Below are 16,586 nucleotides of genomic sequence, written 5' to 3'. Positions count from 1 at the left end.
ATTGATTTGTGCTCTAATACCGCGCTTACCAAGGGATGGTGTTAAAAGATGCTCACTTAGATGGAGTTATCAAAGTTGACCGATCCCTTAATGATCTCCCTTAGGAATAAATAGAACATGTCTAAGAACAAAAAATTTGATATCCGCCTTACAGAAAAACGCAACGGTTGGTGTGCAGAGATTACTCGTCAAGTAACGTCTCGCAGCACAACAGTTTCTAAGCGTGAAGCTGGTTTCGAAACTGAAGCTCTAGCACAAGAGTGGGCTGAGAAAGAACTGGCTTCTTTCATTGCAAACCAAGCTGAGCGTAACGATCGTAAATCAGAGCAGCGTAAAGAGCGTGATGAAATTCGTCACACTAAAGAGCTTAAAGCTGAGCAAGCGCGTGAAGCACGTGCAAAAGCTCGCGCAGAAGAGCTAGACGACGAGTAAGTCGCAATAATTTATGCTCTTCTTGTTTGAAGAAGAGCAGAAAAAAGCCCCAATATAGTCACCTATATTGGGGCTTTTACATTTCTGAGCGTTATTCAGTTAACGGACTCTGCAAGCTTAGTTATTTAGCGCAGTTAGTTATTCAGCGCAGTTAGCCAATCGTCTTCTGCCACTTCTTCAATGTAGCTCTCTACTGATTGTCCTACTTCTTCATCGTCTTGCTTGAAGTAAGCGATGTGGAACACCGCATCACCTTCGTTTACCAAAGGCAGAGTCTGTTGACCAATCACGATACCACCTTTGGTCGTGATCACTTGGCCTTCTTGGTGACCCAATGGAGAGCTGATGTAAGCAAGGGTTTGTCCCGCTTCAACTTGTTCGCCAAGTCTTACCATGTTACGCAAAATACCGTCTGATTCAGCACGGATCCAGCTGGTGGATTTACTCAATACTGGCTCTGGTAACTTCTTACGGTTAGGACGCAGCATGCCGATCTCTTTCATCACTTGATGCACGCCAAGGTAACCTGCACGAATCGCTAGGTGATCGAAGCGCAGTGCTTCACCACCTTCGTAAGTTAATACAGGGATACCAAGCTTTTCTGCTTCGCTACGGAGTGAACCGTCACGCAATGGAGAATCAATGATCACTGGTGTTGCAAACGCTTTTGCGATGCGCAGTGTTTCTGGGTTCGATAGGTTCGCACGAATCTGTGGCAGATTGGTACGGTGAATCGCGCCGGTGTGTAGATCCAGAATGTAATCACAGTGTTTCGCTACGTTCTCGAAGAAGGTGTAAGCGATGCGTGATGTTAACGAACCTTTCTCACTGCCAGGGAAGCAACGGTTTAGGTCACGACGGTCTGGTAGATAGCGAGATTTATGGATAAAGCCAAACACGTTAACGATAGGCACAACAATCAGCGTACCTTTCAGTTTTTTAGGTTCGATAGCGTTGGTGAGCTGTCTTGCGATTTCGACGCCGTTTAGCTCATCACCGTGGATCGCTGCGTTCACCATCAGAGTTGGACCTGATTGGCGACCGTGAATGATTTCAATCGGGATCGAAAGTGGAGAATGGGTATAAAGCTGAGCTGCTTGCAGTTCAATCTCCATTCGTTGTCCTGGCTGAACAGTATAACCAAGTAATTCGAATGGTTGATTAGGTTTTAGTCTTGCCATTTAGGTTGTTCTCAACATGGTGATAATTCGTTAACACGGAATGTATCAATCGTTGATTTTTAGTACGAATCAATCACTTTACGGTCACGACAAAAGTTTTTTATGAAGGGGCTTCTGAATTGGTTTCTGTTTTTGATTTGGCTAATTAGAGGGTGTTTCAAATTGTGAATTTTCTGACAATACATTGATTTAACTCTGATATTTATCATTCAGTTGATTGGTATTATCCATCGCCATTTTTTGGCGGCCAAATTCATATATCGAGATAAAAATGAAAAAAACAATTTCAAAAGTCGTTGCACTGGCGGTGGTTTCTGTCGCTTTATCTGGCTGTGTTGGTAGTAACGCAGTAACGGGTTACCTAATGAAGTTTAACGTTAAGGCTGTTGATAACCGTTACGCACGCGGTGGCTTGAACATGCTACTAGCGCCTGCTTACGGCCTAACGGTTGCTGCCGATTACCTGGTATTCAACTCACTAGAGTTCTGGACTGGTAGCAACCCACTAACTGGTTCTCCGCACATCTTTGATACTAAAACTGATACGTACCTAGACATCAATAACCAACTTGACCCGTCTCTAACGGAAGCGCCAGTAGGCCCTATTACGAGTGCTGATGTGATTGAGAAAGGTCAAATGCAGCAGATTGATGAAAACACGATCCAAATGGATATTACTTACCAATCTGGTGAGCGTGCGACGTTAATCGGTGTTCGCGATGGCGAGATGGTGACGTACTTCATCGATGGTGAAGTTGTGGCACAAACTTCAATTGATGAGCTAGAGAGCTACGCGGCTACGCGCGCTTAGTTATACCAATCGTAGTAAATAACTGGTCACCCTAGCTTGTTAAAAATCTCGATAACTGCGTTGTGATTTTTGATTGTAGAATAACTACTTATCAGAAAATCACGCCTTGTTCTCAAGCCTTTTTCCTGCGCTATTTCTGAACACTTACTTACTGTGATTGGTATTGCTTCTTTAGTCACAAATAGTCGATGACAAAGGTTAGATACAAAAACAGGTACTCATTGAGTACCTGTTTTATTTTGTCTCGGATAAACGGTGCTTACTGAAAAGTACTATTTATTGAAGAGCCCATTTATTGGAAAACACCATTTATTGAAAAACACATAGCTTATCGAATTAAGCTTTTTCTGGGATTGCTTCAAGCAGTGCAACCATTTGGTTCCAGAATAGCTCAACGGTGTCGATCTTCACTTTCTCATCTGGAGAGTGAGGGAACTTGATCGTTGGGCCGAAAGAAACCATGTCCATGTTCGGGTAAGGTTCTTTGAATAGACCACACTCAAGACCAGCATGGATAACCATGATGTTTGGTTTGTGACCGTAGATGCCTTCGTACATATCGCGGAAGATGTGCATGATTTCTGAATCAGCGTCTGGCTTCCAACCTGGGTAAGCACCAGAGAACGCGATGTTCGCACCAGCCAGTTCAGCAACAGAGTGAAGCATGCCTTCAACTTGCTTACGGCCAGAGTCGATCAGTGAACGAATCAGGCAAAGTACCGTGATTGAGTTTTCTTCTGTTGTGATAACACCAACGTTTAGAGAAGTCTCAACAACACCTTCAATCTCATCACTCATACGAATCACGCCATTTGGACATGCGTTAAGTGCTGCGATAAAGCGAGCCTGTTCTGCTTGAGCAAGGGTACCCATTTCAACGGCTACTTCTTCGTTGAATGTTACGATGCTGTCTTCGATTTTCCCCAGCTCAGTAGATAGAAGCTCGGTGTAGTAGTTGTATAGCGAAGCCAGTTTGTCTTGGTTTGCAGCCGGTACTGCCACCGTTACGAAGCCTTCACGAGGGATAGCGTTACGAAGGCTACCACCTTTGAACTCTACGATACGAAGATCTAGCTCTTTTGCGTGACCCGCTAGGAAACGAGCAAGCAATTTGTTTGCGTTTGCACGACCTGTGTGAATATCACAACCAGAGTGACCGCCTTTAAGGCCTTTTAGCGTTAGCTTACGTGTAACGAAATCAGCAGGGACTGCATCACGAGTGATGTCGAAAGTCATTGCGCCGTCGATACCGCCAGCACAACCCATGTACACTTCGCCTTCTTGCTCTGAATCGGTATTAAGAAGGATATCACCTTCTAACCAACCCGCTTCAAGACCGAAAGCACCCGTCATACCCGCTTCTTCATCTACGGTTAGTAGAACTTCGATAGGGCCGTGCTTGATTTCGTTTGAAGCAAGAACCGCTAGGCAAGAAGCCATACCCATGCCGTTATCAGCGCCAAGTGTTGTGCCTTTTGCTGTAACCCACTCACCATCGATGTATGGCTGGATAGGATCTTTAGCGAAGTCGTGAACCGTGTCTTCGTTCTTTTGTGGAACCATATCGATGTGCGCTTGTAGCACAACACCTTTTTTGTTTTCCATGCCTGGCGTTGCAGGTTTAGTAATGAATACGTTACCCGTTGGGTCGCGACGTACATTTAAACCTTGCTCTGTTGCCCAAGCAATAATGTATTGAGCTAGCTCTTCCTCATGCTTAGAAGGATGTGGGATTGAGCAAATCTTATCGAAGAACTGCCAAATAGGGGCAGGGGATAATTTACTGATCTCAGAATGGAATTCAGACACGGATGACTCCTTTTTTATTTGGTAACCATATATTTAGGATTCTTATGAGTAAAAACCTAGAACAAAAATCTAAAATATGGGTCTGTTTTGATGGCAACAGCATACCACTTGAGGCTTTTGACGAGTAGCGCTTCTAAACGTCAAATGTTTCAATTTTTGAAAGCGGTCTTGTTCATTTGATCACAAGTAAGTGTGTTGATGCTTATAAATGGTGTAAGCAAACGTTTGTTTAAGTCTATTTTGTAATTTAATTACAAAATTAAGTTTCTTAAATAACCAGAATTAGCCAAAAGTGTGACGTACAGCAAAAAATACTTGTAATCTTTTTTCTTTCGGGTATATTAATAACCAACTTCTGAAGTGAAGAGTAAATGCTCAAAGGATGAGTCCGTTTTATCGCCTCCAAGGAACCGAGAAATCAAATTCGTTTTTTATTGATTTATTAAGGTGATAGTTATGAAAGGTTTACCATCTGCAATGTTCTGGCTTAACAGCTCTGTTTACACTAGCAACTTTGCATACCCTACAAGCTTCGGTTACTAATACCGTAAGCATGTAACTCGAACAGTTTTGTTCACCCCTATATATTGGAATTCTTTTACAGCCCTTTTGGTTGACAGATTCTACCGCCACTCAGTTTTGAGTGGCGTTTTTTTTGCCTGCTACTTTTACCTACCTGTTAAATTCATCATTTTTTGTTATTCACAGTGGTTGTTTTTTAAACGCTAAAATATCAATTTGCGTATTATTACTGATCCTGTTGAAAAATACACAACTCTTGTGGGTTTAAATTGAGAATATGATGGCTACATTCTCAATGGAAATAACCGATGGTTGAAAAAATAACCAAGTAATCTTATCGTGTTTTTGTTATATAATTTGTTGTTTTTACAGGTTTTTAATCTTTGGTTCCTGTCTTTTTAATCGCTTTGTTTCATACGGCATTCTGATAAATATCGATTAGAGCCTTAATTCTATCTGGAATTTGTTATTTGATAACTTTATAATCCACAGCCAATCGTTTACGCAACCGTTTACTTTTTACCCTTATAGGATTCGATAATGTTCGAAAAGCTATTCAAACTCAGTGAAAATGGCACCAATGTGCGCACTGAAATCATCGCAGGTCTAACAACCTTCCTAACAATGGCTTACATCATTTTTGTAAACCCAATGATTCTAGCTGATGCTGGTATGGACCATGGCGCTGTATTTGTAGCAACCTGTTTAGCGGCAGCTATTGGCTGTTTCATTATGGGCTTTGTCGCTAACTACCCAATCGCACAAGCACCAGGTATGGGGCTGAATGCCTTCTTTACCTACGCTGTTGTTATGGGCATGGGTTACACGTGGCAAGTTGCTTTGGCAGCGGTTTTCGTATCTGGCGTCATCTTCATTTTCTTAAGCATTTTCAAGATACGTGAATGGATCATCAACTCGATTCCTATGTCTCTGCGTGTTGGTATCTCTGCGGGTATCGGCCTTTTCCTTGCGTTCATCGCACTTGGTAATGCAGGCATCGTTGTTTCTAACCCTGCGACTAAGGTTTCACTTGGCGATATCACTGCGATAGCGCCAATGTTAGGTGCGCTTGGTTTCTTCCTGACTATTGCTCTTGTTCACCGCGGTGTGAAAGGTGCTGTAATGATTGCGATTCTAGCAATCACGGCTATCGGCATTGCAATTGGTGACGTTCAATACGGCGGCATCATGTCTACTCCACCAAGCCTAGCGCCAACGTTCATGCAGCTTGATTTCTCTGCTGTATTTGAAATTGGTATGATTTCAGTGGTATTCGCATTCTTGTTCGTCGATTTGTTCGATACAGCGGGTACTCTGGTTGGTGTTGCTACGAAAGCAAACCTAATCAAAGAAGACGGTAAACTGCCTCGTCTAAACAAGGCACTACTTGCTGACTCAACAGCAACGTCTATCGGTGCATTGCTAGGTACATCAAACACGACATCTTACGTTGAGAGTGTTGCGGGTGTTGCTGAAGGCGGTCGTACCGGTCTAACTGCGGTTGTAGTTGGTATCTTATTCCTACTGGCTCTTTTCTTCTCGCCACTTGCAGGTATGATTCCGGCTTACGCAACATCAGGTGCACTTTTCTATGTAGCCATTCTGATGATGTCAGGCCTAGTTGGCATTGATTGGCGTGATCTTACGGAAGCTGCACCAGTCGTGGTAACATGCCTGCTTATGCCGCTGACGTACTCTATCGCTGAGGGTATCTCACTAGGTTTCATCGCTTACGCTGCAATTAAGCTGCTAAGTGGTAAAGGTCGCGACGTTTCACCTGCTGTGTGGGTAATGTCGGTTATCTTTATTCTTAAATACATTTTCGCTTAATCGTCTAGATTTCTGCTTAATCGCTGAAGAGGCTATGTAAGGCATAGCCTCTAATAACATGACAAAATTATTAGGTTTTATACTATGAGCAACAAATTCGTTATCACTTGGGACAACATGCAGACTTACTGCCGTCAACTAGCTGAAAAGCAAATGCCAGCAGAACAGTGGAAAGGTATCTGGGCAGTAAGCCGTGGTGGTTTGGTTCCTGGTGCAATCTTGGCTCGTGAACTAGGTATTCGTCACGTAGATACGATTTGTATTTCTAGCTACGACCACGATCACCAACGTGATATGACAGTCGTTAAAGCTCCTGAAGGTGACGGCGAAGGTTTCCTAATCGTTGAAGATCTTGTTGATAGTGGTGACACTGCACGCAAGCTTCGCGAAATGTACCCTAAAGCGAAACTGATCGCTGTATGTGCAAAACCATCTGGCGCAGATTTGTTAGACGAATACATCGTTGATATCGCTCAAGACACATGGATTGAGCAACCTTGGGATACTAGCCTAAGCTTCGTTGAGCCGGTAAATCGCAAGTCAAAATAAGTGTAAACTTAGTTTTTTGAGAAATGACCCTTTATAGGGTCATTTTTTTTTATATGATTAGTAACAACCATTTCTTATTAAGTATCCCAATGTCTGAATCAGAAGAAACGAGCTCGAACCTTTCGGAAACCTTGTTTGTAAAACATAAGCAGGCCAAAGAGACCTCAATGCTCACGCGTTACATGCCAAGTTCAGAAGAACTGTTGGATCAAAAACGTGAAGAGCAGAACTCATCTTGGTATCGAAACCTAAGACGTCTTCAGTGGGTATGGCAAGGCGTAAACCCGATAGAGCAAGAAGCGGTATTGGCACGCATCGCCTCATCCGATAATTCTCGTACCACCGATGAGTGGCTAGATACCGTGATGGGCTACCGCAGTGGTAACTGGGCATACGAGTGGACCAAGCTGGGTATGCAGCACCAAAATCGCTCTAATGAGAAGAGTGGGGAAGAGATGGCTGAAGAGCTTTTCTCAGCTTCTTTGTGTTTCAGTATTGCGGGCTACCCACATCTAAAGAACGATAACCTTGCTGCTCAGGCACAGGTATTAGCGAACGCTGCGTATTCTGAAGCGATCAAACACACCAAATTGATCGTCAAACAAATCGAAGTGCCGTATCAAAACAAAAAGATTAAGGCGAACTTACATCTAACCAAAACAGACAAACCACAACCTGTCGTGATCGTGAGTGCTGGCTTAGATAGCTTGCAAACTGATATGTGGCGTTTGTTTAGAGATTACCTAGCACCGAAAAACATTGCGATGCTAACGATTGATATGCCGTCGATAGGGCACAGTTCACATTGGCCACTAACCGAAGACTCTTCTTGCCTGCATCAAGCCGTGTTGAATGAACTGCCTAATATCCCATGGGTGGACCATCATAAAGTCGGTCTGTTTGGTTTCCGTTTCGGTGGTAACGCGATGGTGAGGTTATCCTTCCTTGAGCAACACAAACTCAAAGCCTGTATCTCTCTTGGCGCTCCGATCCACGATATCTTTGTTCATGCGGACAAACTCAAGCAGATGCCTAAGATGCATTTGGACGTGTTGGCTTCTCGCCTTGGCAAAGGGGCGGTGGATATCAATAGCCTTTCTGGGCAGCTGATGGCTTGGTCATTGAAGGTGCAAGGCTTGCTGGCTAACAGCAAAACCAGCGTTCCTATTTTGGCTTTGGCTTTAGAAGGTGACCCTGTTTCACCGCATCTGGATAATCAACTGGTTGCTATTTACAGTGATTACGGCAAAGCGAAGAAAATCAAAACTAAATCAATTACACAGGGGTATGAGCAATCCCTCGAATTAGCGATAAAGTGGCTTGAGGATGAATTATTTAGATGACATTTCTCCTAAATTAGTTAAGCATGAAAAGTGTACAAAGTAAGTACCTGATACTCAGAGAAAATTTATAAAATCCAACTGCGTGCTTTCTACGTATTGCAGTCTGAGTAAAGTCATTCTTAACATTGAAAATGGAGATTCAATATGTCAGAAGTGACACAGCAACCGACACATTATCGCTTGTTAAACGTTTTAAAGGCCATTGGCCCGTACTTGAGGGAGCCGCAATCAGAAGAAGGCCACTATATTTTTGATTGCTTGTCTGTGTGTGTGAACGATAAAAAGTCACCAGAAGAGCGCGAGTTCTGGGGATGGTGGCTAGAGTTGGATAAGTCGGAAGAAGGATTTTCTGCGAAGTACAACACGGGTAAATACAACATCGATGGTAACTGGGATCCTTTGCCATTACCTAAAAAGGCGGTCGCTGAGGTCTCTCGAACTCAAGAAGCCTTTCACCAAAAGCTGGTTGACGAACTTCAAAAGAAATTTGAAATCGGCGTTCAGTTAGACGAAGAGTCTGTCGAATTCGTCTGATTTTAAAGGTTACTCTTCTCTATAAAGCAAAAAGGTGCGATTTCGCACCTTTTCTGCTTGTGAATTCTCTTGTTGATTGCTAAAACATCACCTCTTATTTGTTTTATTCATAAAAGACTTCATGACAACAAATCATCAAAGCGGGACAACAACACAGAGTAAAACTGTCGTTGTTAAACTGGGTACCAGTGTCTTAACTGGTGGAACATTGGCATTAGACCGCGCTCACATGGTTGAGTTGGTTCGTCAATGTGCTGAATTAAAAAAACAAGGCCACTCTGTGGTTATGGTTTCGTCTGGTGCAATTGCAGCCGGACGTGAGCACCTTGGTTACCCCGCACTTCCCAACTCGATGGCGAGCAAACAATTGCTTGCGGCAGTTGGGCAAAGTCAGTTGATTCAAGTTTGGGAGTCTTTGTTTGCGATCTATGGCCTTAAAATTGGCCAGATGCTACTGACTCGTGCAGATCTCGATGATCGCGAGCGTTTTCTGAATGCACGTGACACGATCAACGCACTCGTTGAACACGATATTATTCCGGTAGTAAACGAAAACGATGCAGTAGCCACCAACGAAATTAAAGTGGGCGACAACGATAACTTGTCGGCACTGGTTGGTATTTTATGCGGCGCTGATAAGCTTTTGCTATTAACCGACCAAAAAGGCCTGTTTACCGCTGACCCTCGCAAAGATCCAAACGCTGAACTCATCAAAGAAGTAAAAACCATTGATGACACACTGCGTAAGATCGCAGGCGGCAGTGGTACTACGCTAGGTACTGGCGGCATGGCGACAAAACTGCAGGCGGCTGATATTGCTCGTCGTGCGGGTATTGAAGTGATCATTGCAGCAGGCAGTGCTGAAAATGTGGTGTTTGACTCATTGAGTGATAACCCACAAGGCACGCGTTTCTTGCCGTTAGCAGAAGCGCTTGAAAACCGTAAGCGCTGGATTTTAGCAGGCCCAGCTTCTGCTGGTGACATCGTGGTCGACGATGGTGCGGTAAATGCCGTTAACACCAAAGGCAGTAGCTTGTTGGCGAAAGGAGTGATTCGAGTTCAAGGCGAGTTTTCTCGTGGTGAAGTCACTCAAGTTACCAACAGCAAAGGCAAAGTCATTGCGCGTGGTATCGCCAGTTATTCAAGCCAAGACCTAGCAAAAATCGCAGGCAAGCACAGTAAAGATATTGGCGACATTCTTGGTTACGATTACGGGTCAGAAGTCATTCACCGTGACGACTTGGTTGTGATTCAAGAGTAGTTCGTGATGATAAGGCGATGAACCGCGGGTTTAGCTCCAGCTATACAGCTCTAGACATCGTGAATCGCCTTTTTACATCCAAAGACAGACAGAATTTAGGGAGAGTTAAACGTGGATTTAACTAACATGGGTATTGCAGCAAAAGACGCTGCTTTCCACCTAGCGACCGCTTCAACGGCGCAAAAGAACAAGGCTTTGGCAATCATCGCTGATGAGTTAGAAGCAAATGCAGCAACGATTTTAGAAGCGAACGCGAAAGATATCGAACTTGGTCGTGAAGCGGGTCTGACCGACGCACTGCTTGATCGTCTATTGCTCAACGAAGAACGTCTAACGGGTATCGCTAACGATGTACGTAACGTGATTAGCCTGAATGACCCTGTTGGCAGCGAGATTGATAGCAAGGTACTGGAAAACGGTATGTCACTGTCTCGTCGTCGTGTGCCGCTTGGCGTAGTTGGTGTTATCTATGAAGCGCGTCCAAACGTAACTATTGATATTGCGGCACTGTGTCTGAAAACTGGTAACGCAAGCATCCTACGTGGCGGCAAAGAGACATTCTTCTCAAACATGGAGCTGGTTAAAGTCATCCAGTCTGCATTAGAGAAAGCGGAACTTCCTGCTGCTTCAGTACAGTACATTGAGAAACCGGATCGTGAACTCGTTTCTCAACTGCTTAAGTTGGATGACTACGTGGATATGATCATTCCTCGTGGTGGCGCTGGTTTGCACAATATGTGTAAAGAGAACAGCACCATTCCAGTAATCATTGGCGGCTTCGGTATCAGCCATATCTTTGTTGATGAAAGCGCTGACCTTGAAAAGTCTGTTGATGTAGTTGAAAACTCTAAAGTTCAACGCCCATCTGCGTGTAACTCGCTAGATACACTATTAGTGCACGAAGCGGTTGCTGAAGCCTTTTTAGCTAAGCTAACACAGCGTTTAGCGGGTAAGGTTACCTTGGTTGCTGACACTAGCGCAAAATCACTGATAGCGGGTTTTGAAGACCAACGTGATGCAGTTGAAGGTGACTTTGACACTGAATGGCTAAGCTACACGTTAGGCGTGAAAGTCGTCGCGGATGTGGCAGAAGCGATTGACCACATGCGCGTACACAACGCGAGCCATTCAGACGCGATCATGACGAATAGTCTAGAGAGCTCAGAGCGCTTTATTAATTCGGTCGGTTCAGCTGCGGTCTATGTGAATGCATCAACACGATTTACCGATGGCGCACAGTTTGGTTTGGGTGCAGAAGTTGCAGTATCTACCCAGAAACTACACGCTCGTGGTCCAATGGGCTTAGAAGAACTGACAAGCTACAAATGGGTGGGTAAGGCGAACTATTTAGTTCGTGGTTAACGTTCTCGTTAATTTTACTCCTCAGCTCATTTTAGAAATTGCTATCGCGTAGCAATAATTAATGAATCACCACACAAAAGGGCCTTAATTGGCCCTTTTTCTTTCCTAACGTTTGGCAATTCCGTTACACTGATATTCAATTATTTGGAGGTGATATGCATTGTCCTTTTTGTTCAGAGAACGACACTAAAGTAATCGATTCAAGACTGGTAGCCGATGGCCATCAGGTTCGTCGTCGCCGTCAATGCCTTGCATGTAGTGAACGTTTTACTACTTTCGAATCGGCAGAACTTGTGATGCCTAAAGTCATTAAGTCGAATGGAAACCGCGAACCATTTAATGAAGATAAAATGGTCGGTGGTGTTCAGCGTGCCCTAGAAAAACGCCCAGTGAGTGCTGATGCCATTGAACTTGCGATCAGTACGATTAAGTCACAACTCCGTGCGACTGGTGAGCGTGAAGTACCAAGCGAGATGATCGGTAATCTTGTTATGGGCCAATTGAAAGAATTGGATAAAGTGGCGTACATCCGTTTTGCCTCTGTTTATCGCAGCTTTGAAGACATCCGAGAGTTTGGCGAAGAAATCGCTAAATTAGAGGACTAACCCCTCAATCATGTCTAACTTTACTCCCTTAGATTTTCAAATGATGTCGCGTGCTATTCAATTAGCGAAACGCGGCATTTACACCACTGCGCCAAACCCAAATGTGGGTTGTGTCATTGTACAAACCGACGGTCAGATCGTTGGCGAAGGTTTTCATGCCAAAGCGGGCGAACCTCATGCTGAAGTGCACGCTATGCGAATGGCGGGCGACAAGGCAAAAGGCGCGACCGCTTATGTCACGCTAGAACCTTGTTCGCACTATGGTCGAACACCACCTTGTGCTGAAGGCTTGATTAAGGCTCAAGTTTCAAAAGTAATTTGTGCCATGCAGGATCCAAACCCTAAAGTCGCGGGCCGTGGTATCAAGATGTTACGCGATGCGGGTATTGAGGTTGAAATCGGCTTGTTAGAGCAAGATGCTCTCGATTTAAATCCTGCATTTATCAAGCGTATGCAAACGGGTATGCCATTTGTTCAGTTAAAGATGGCGGCTAGCCTTGATGGCCAAACGGCATTGAACAATGGTCAAAGCCAGTGGATCACGTCGCCAGAAGCGCGTCGTGACGTTCAGAACTACCGAGCCAAATCAGGCGCGGTGTTATCAACCAGCCAAACGGTGATTGAAGACAACGCGTCACTGAATGTTCGCTGGGCAGAGTTGCCAAGCAGTGCCAAAACAAATTACGTTGAAGACGAGCTGCGTCAGCCGATTCGCGTGATTCTTGATCGCCAAAATCAACTGTATCCTGAGCTCAAGTTATTCCAGACTCCAACTTCGGTATTGAGAGTTGCTGAAACCTCTGCTGATATTGAGGTCGGAACAACGGATGCTGGTCAGCTTGATTTACACGATTTGATGCGTCAATTGCCAGCGAACCATATTGATCATATTTGGGTCGAAGCGGGCGCGACATTGGCAAAAAGCTTGATTGAAGCGCAGTTAGTGGATGAGCTAATCCTCTATTTAGCGCCTAAACTTATGGGCAGTGACGGAAGAGGTTTGATGGGCGCATTAGGGCTCACTTCAATGTCTGATGTAATTGACCTAGAAATTAAAGATGTTCGACAGGTTGGCGTGGATATTCGCATTGTCGCGAAACCTATTATTGCGAAACCAATTGTGGCTAGCCAATAGTCGCGAAACAAATCGTGACGAAACCACTGTGGAAATAGTTACTCCAACTACATACGTGTCGTTGACAACAAAAAGAGTTTTAAAATGTTTACAGGAATTGTAGAAGCCGTAGGTACATTGAGTGCAATCACTCCCCGCGGAGAAGACATCACCGTAACGGTTAATGTTGGTAATCTTGATATGGCTGACGTTAAGTTAGGCGACAGTATCGCTACCAATGGTGTTTGTTTGACGGTTGTTGAGTATAACGACCACAGCTACAGTGCAGATCTTTCGCTTGAGACCCTGAAAAAAACGGGTTTTGTCGATTACCAAGCTGGCGATAAGGTCAACCTAGAGAAAGCAATGCTACCGACCACGCGTTTCGGTGGTCATATTGTATCGGGTCACGTTGATGGCGTGGGTGAGATTGTTGAGCGTAACCAAGTTGGTCGTGCGATTGAGTTCTGGGTTGAAATGCCAGCAGAGATCTCAAAGTACGTGGCTCAAAAAGGTTCAGTCACCGTAGATGGTATTAGCCTGACTGTGAATGATTTACGCAAGAATGCCTTTAAGCTGACTATCGTTCCCCACACCTCTTCAGAAACGACCATCGATCAATTCAATGTTGGTCGTAAAGTGAATCTAGAAGTTGATGTATTAGCGCGCTATATGGAGCGTTTACTGCAAGGCCAGCAGCAAGAGTCTGAGCCTGAATCTCGATTGACGATGGAATTCTTACAGCAGAATGGTTTTGCCTAACCGTTGGTACAAAGTGCACTAAACATCACTTTGTAAAAGCGAGCAATATCATCAGGTTTAAATAGTGTCGGTTCTAGGAAGCAGAACCATTTCAAAGGATATAGAACAATGCCAATTAGTACTCCTCAAGAAATTATTGAAGACATTCGCCTAGGAAAAATGGTTATCCTGATGGATGATGAAGATCGCGAGAATGAAGGCGATCTGATCATGGCAGCAGAACATGTCACGCCAGAAGCGATTAACTTTATGGCTATGTATGGCCGTGGCTTAATCTGTCTAACGTTGACCAAAGAGCGTTCAAATCGCATGGGTCTAGCGCCTATGGTTCAAGACAACAACGCTCAATACACGACGAACTTTACGGTTTCAATTGAAGCTGCTGAGGGCGTAACAACGGGTATTTCTGCATCAGACCGCGCCGTTACTGTTCAAGCGGCTGTGGCAAAAGACGCAAAAGCGGCTGACCTTGTTCAACCTGGTCATATTTTCCCACTGACAGCGCAAGACGGCGGTGTTCTGACTCGCGCTGGACACACCGAAGCAGGTTGTGATTTAGCACGTCTAGCGGGCTGTGAGCCAGCATCGGTTATCGTTGAGATCCTAAATGACGATGGCACCATGGCACGTCGCCCTGATCTTGAAGTCTTCGCTGAAAAACACGACATCAAACTAGGCACCATTGCTGACTTGATTGAATACCGCAACAACACAGAAACGACGATTGAACGTGTCGCACAGTGCCATCTGCCAACAGAGTTTGGTGACTTTGAGCTCGTAACTTACCGTGACACGATTGATAACCAGATCCACTATGCGATGCAAAAAGGTGACCTGTCTGAAGGTGCTCCTTTAGTACGTGTTCACCTGCATGATACGTTTACCGATCTGCTTCATTCTGACCGTGGTACTGAGCGTAGCTGGTCGCTAGATAAAGCGATGAAGCGCATTGGCGACGAAGGCGGTGTGTTGGTTATTCTGGGTAACGAAGAGTCGTCTGATTCTTTGATCCACAAAGTGAAGACGTTCGAAGCGCAAGATAAGAATGAGCAACCTACCATGGCTAAGAAGCAAGGTACTTCTCGTCGTGTTGGTGTGGGTTCTCAGATTCTACAAGACCTAGGCGTTCACGATATGCGTTTGCTCTCTTCAAGCACCAAGCGTTACCACGCATTGGGCGGCTTTGGTCTTAACGTTGTTGAATACGTTTGCGAGTAGTCACTTGCCTATGAGTTTGTAGCAACATAAATCAATGATGACGCCGATAGCTCTTTTGATAACCAATCAGACCAAAAGAGCAAAGTCGCTAAGCCAGATTTACAGCGTGTTAAACACGTGAGCTTAGCGACTTGTTGTTCCCATAAGCTTGGGAGCAGCGCTGCGTTATCATCTTTACATCTCCGGTGTCTGTTCTTCTAAATTAGCATTAGATATTGCTCACAGTTTTGTGCTAGAATCCGGCGATTCTCACTTGATGAAAATAGTTAAAGGAAGGCTTATGAAAGTGATCGAGGGTGGCTTCCCAGCGCCAAATGCAAAAATTGCTATCGTTATTGCTCGTTTCAACAGTTTTATTAACGAAAGTTTACTTTCTGGTGCAATCGATACTTTAAAGCGTCATGGACAAGTAAGCGAAGACAACATCACTGTTGTTCGTTGCCCTGGTGCAGTAGAACTTCCACTTGTAGCGCAGCGCGTTGCAAAAACGGGTAAGTTCGATGCGATTGTATCTCTTGGTACAGTAATCCGTGGCGGTACACCTCACTTTGACTATGTTTGTAGTGAATGTAATAAAGGTTTGGCACAAGTGTCTCTGGAATTTTCTCTTCCAGTAGCGTTTGGTGTTCTTACTGTTGATACGATCGATCAAGCTATTGAACGCGCAGGAACCAAGGCTGGTAATAAGGGTGCAGAAGCAGCACTTAGCGCACTTGAGATGATCAACGTTCTTTCTGAAATCGATTCCTAATGGGGGCCAGTGTGAAACCAGCCGCACGTCGTAACGCACGTCAATTTGCTCTACAAGCAATTTATTCTTGGCAAATTACTAAAGAAAATATTGCTACCGTTGAAGAACAGTTCTTATCTGGTGGTAAGTATGATGAAGAAGAGCATCATGCTGCAGAACCTGCACTTGCTATGCCAGAAACAGACGTTGCATACTTCCGCGACCTGCTAACTGGTGTTGCTCTTAGCCACATGGAACTTGATAGCAAGCTTCGTCCATTCGTATCTCGCCCTATGCAAGATCTGGATTTGATGGAACTAGCGCTTCTACGTTTAGCCATGTACGAGATGACTCGTCGCGAAGATGTACCATACAAAGTGGTTATCAACGAAGCTATCGAGCTTGCGAAAGTATTCGCAGCAGAAGACAGCCATAAGTTTGTTAACGGTGTGCTTGATAAAGCTGCACCGCACGTTCGTAAGAAATAAGACGTTCGTATATTGAATCTAAAGGTCAGCTTTTA

The 16,586-nt window shown here is 44.5% G+C and carries 17 protein-coding genes; 15 read left to right on the top strand and 2 right to left on the bottom strand.

The window, feature by feature from the left end; translation table 11 throughout:
* Window positions 1-117: 117 nt before the first annotated feature.
* Window positions 118-432: a DUF3622 domain-containing protein gene (locus QUF19_RS13495; protein ID WP_102437292.1), complete on the top strand. Its 315-nt coding sequence runs from the start codon at window positions 118-120 to the stop codon at window positions 430-432.
* Between the two features lie 134 nt (window positions 433-566).
* Here QUF19_RS13495 and QUF19_RS13490 read toward each other — a convergent pair whose 3' ends face one another.
* The gene (locus QUF19_RS13490) at window positions 567-1,613 is read right to left on the bottom strand and encodes a succinylglutamate desuccinylase/aspartoacylase family protein (RefSeq protein ID WP_102437294.1); all 1,047 of its coding nucleotides are present in this window, start codon (window positions 1,611-1,613) and stop codon (window positions 567-569) included.
* Between the two features lie 271 nt (window positions 1,614-1,884).
* On the opposite strand from QUF19_RS13490, the gene QUF19_RS13485 reads away from it, so the two are divergent.
* Window positions 1,885-2,424 carry a DUF3332 family protein gene (locus QUF19_RS13485; RefSeq protein ID WP_102339886.1) on the top strand — a complete coding sequence of 180 codons (540 nt, stop codon included), beginning with the start codon at window positions 1,885-1,887 and terminating at the stop codon, window positions 2,422-2,424.
* A 336-nt stretch (window positions 2,425-2,760) separates the two neighbouring features.
* Here QUF19_RS13485 and QUF19_RS13480 read toward each other — a convergent pair whose 3' ends face one another.
* Complete coding sequence (locus QUF19_RS13480) at window positions 2,761-4,233, bottom strand: aminoacyl-histidine dipeptidase (protein WP_286294617.1); 1,473 nt, start codon at window positions 4,231-4,233, stop codon at window positions 2,761-2,763.
* Between the two features lie 456 nt (window positions 4,234-4,689).
* On the opposite strand from QUF19_RS13480, the gene vcdP reads away from it, so the two are divergent.
* The 13 genes from vcdP to nusB all read left to right on the top strand — a co-directional run bounded on the left by vcdP (window position 4,690) and on the right by nusB (window position 16,551).
* Window positions 4,690-4,776, top strand: coding sequence for a small protein VcdP (vcdP, locus tag QUF19_RS26545; protein WP_016767614.1), 87 nt, complete (start codon window positions 4,690-4,692; stop codon window positions 4,774-4,776).
* Window positions 4,777-5,295: 519 nt separating this feature from the next.
* Window positions 5,296-6,585: an NCS2 family permease gene (locus QUF19_RS13475; protein ID WP_076668253.1), complete on the top strand. Its 1,290-nt coding sequence runs from the start codon at window positions 5,296-5,298 to the stop codon at window positions 6,583-6,585.
* A gap of 84 nt (window positions 6,586-6,669) precedes the next feature.
* A complete protein-coding gene (gpt, locus tag QUF19_RS13470) occupies window positions 6,670-7,134 on the top strand; it encodes a xanthine phosphoribosyltransferase (RefSeq protein WP_017084190.1) in 465 nt (154 codons plus the stop codon).
* Window positions 7,135-7,223: 89 nt separating this feature from the next.
* On the top strand, window positions 7,224-8,477 hold the full coding sequence (gene frsA / locus QUF19_RS13465) for an esterase FrsA (protein ID WP_286294616.1): 1,254 nt from the start codon (window positions 7,224-7,226) through the stop codon (window positions 8,475-8,477).
* Between the two features lie 144 nt (window positions 8,478-8,621).
* Window positions 8,622-9,011, top strand: coding sequence for a sigma factor-binding protein Crl (crl, locus tag QUF19_RS13460; protein ID WP_017091097.1), 390 nt, complete (start codon window positions 8,622-8,624; stop codon window positions 9,009-9,011).
* Window positions 9,012-9,087: 76 nt separating this feature from the next.
* On the top strand, window positions 9,088-10,272 hold the full coding sequence (proB, locus tag QUF19_RS13455) for a glutamate 5-kinase (RefSeq protein WP_434784911.1): 1,185 nt from the start codon (window positions 9,088-9,090) through the stop codon (window positions 10,270-10,272).
* Between the two features lie 111 nt (window positions 10,273-10,383).
* Window positions 10,384-11,634, top strand: a complete 1,251-nt coding sequence (locus QUF19_RS13450; RefSeq protein WP_286294614.1) for a glutamate-5-semialdehyde dehydrogenase — start codon at window positions 10,384-10,386, stop codon at window positions 11,632-11,634.
* Window positions 11,635-11,789: 155 nt separating this feature from the next.
* The gene (gene nrdR / locus QUF19_RS13445; protein WP_004734394.1) at window positions 11,790-12,239 is read left to right on the top strand and encodes a transcriptional regulator NrdR; all 450 of its coding nucleotides are present in this window, start codon (window positions 11,790-11,792) and stop codon (window positions 12,237-12,239) included.
* A 10-nt stretch (window positions 12,240-12,249) separates the two neighbouring features.
* Window positions 12,250-13,374, top strand: a complete 1,125-nt coding sequence (gene ribD / locus QUF19_RS13440) for a bifunctional diaminohydroxyphosphoribosylaminopyrimidine deaminase/5-amino-6-(5-phosphoribosylamino)uracil reductase RibD (protein ID WP_286294613.1) — start codon at window positions 12,250-12,252, stop codon at window positions 13,372-13,374.
* 84 nt (window positions 13,375-13,458) lie between these two features.
* The gene (locus tag QUF19_RS13435) at window positions 13,459-14,115 is read left to right on the top strand and encodes a riboflavin synthase (RefSeq protein WP_004734396.1); all 657 of its coding nucleotides are present in this window, start codon (window positions 13,459-13,461) and stop codon (window positions 14,113-14,115) included.
* Between the two features lie 108 nt (window positions 14,116-14,223).
* Entirely contained in the window at window positions 14,224-15,333 is a 1,110-nt protein-coding gene (gene ribBA / locus QUF19_RS13430; protein WP_017060784.1) for a bifunctional 3,4-dihydroxy-2-butanone-4-phosphate synthase/GTP cyclohydrolase II, read from the top strand.
* A gap of 280 nt (window positions 15,334-15,613) precedes the next feature.
* Window positions 15,614-16,084, top strand: a complete 471-nt coding sequence (gene ribH, locus QUF19_RS13425) for a 6,7-dimethyl-8-ribityllumazine synthase (protein WP_004734398.1) — start codon at window positions 15,614-15,616, stop codon at window positions 16,082-16,084.
* Window positions 16,084-16,551, top strand: coding sequence for a transcription antitermination factor NusB (gene nusB / locus QUF19_RS13420; RefSeq protein WP_004734399.1), 468 nt, complete (start codon window positions 16,084-16,086; stop codon window positions 16,549-16,551). Before ribH ends, nusB begins: the two co-directional genes overlap by 1 nt.
* The last annotated feature ends 35 nt before the right edge of the window (window positions 16,552-16,586 follow it).

The sequence above is a fragment of the Vibrio sp. FE10 genome, assembly GCF_030297155.1.
Classification (GTDB): Bacteria; Pseudomonadota; Gammaproteobacteria; order Enterobacterales; family Vibrionaceae; genus Vibrio; species Vibrio apostichopi.
The sequence above is the reverse complement of the archived record's forward strand: the minus strand, read 5'-3'. Positions and strand labels throughout refer to the sequence as shown.

Bases quoted from the DNA above. Each gene is read 5' to 3' on its own strand.
- ribH (WP_004734398.1), top strand. From the start codon at position 15,614: ATGAAAGTGATCGAGGGTGGCTTCCCAGCGCCAAATGCAAAAATTGCT.
- frsA (WP_286294616.1), top strand. From the start codon at position 7,224: ATGTCTGAATCAGAAGAAACGAGCTCGAACCTTTCGGAAACCTTGTTT.
- nusB (WP_004734399.1), top strand. From the start codon at position 16,084: ATGGGGGCCAGTGTGAAACCAGCCGCACGTCGTAACGCACGTCAATTT.
- vcdP (WP_016767614.1), top strand. From the start codon at position 4,690: ATGAAAGGTTTACCATCTGCAATGTTCTGGCTTAACAGCTCTGTTTAC.
- QUF19_RS13475 (WP_076668253.1), top strand. From the start codon at position 5,296: ATGTTCGAAAAGCTATTCAAACTCAGTGAAAATGGCACCAATGTGCGC.
- QUF19_RS13490 (WP_102437294.1), bottom strand. From the start codon at position 1,613: ATGGCAAGACTAAAACCTAATCAACCATTCGAATTACTTGGTTATACT.
- crl (WP_017091097.1), top strand. From the start codon at position 8,622: ATGTCAGAAGTGACACAGCAACCGACACATTATCGCTTGTTAAACGTT.
- ribBA (WP_017060784.1), top strand. From the start codon at position 14,224: ATGCCAATTAGTACTCCTCAAGAAATTATTGAAGACATTCGCCTAGGA.
- QUF19_RS13485 (WP_102339886.1), top strand. From the start codon at position 1,885: ATGAAAAAAACAATTTCAAAAGTCGTTGCACTGGCGGTGGTTTCTGTC.
- nrdR (WP_004734394.1), top strand. From the start codon at position 11,790: ATGCATTGTCCTTTTTGTTCAGAGAACGACACTAAAGTAATCGATTCA.
- QUF19_RS13495 (WP_102437292.1), top strand. From the start codon at position 118: ATGTCTAAGAACAAAAAATTTGATATCCGCCTTACAGAAAAACGCAAC.
- QUF19_RS13435 (WP_004734396.1), top strand. From the start codon at position 13,459: ATGTTTACAGGAATTGTAGAAGCCGTAGGTACATTGAGTGCAATCACT.
- ribD (WP_286294613.1), top strand. From the start codon at position 12,250: ATGTCTAACTTTACTCCCTTAGATTTTCAAATGATGTCGCGTGCTATT.
- gpt (WP_017084190.1), top strand. From the start codon at position 6,670: ATGAGCAACAAATTCGTTATCACTTGGGACAACATGCAGACTTACTGC.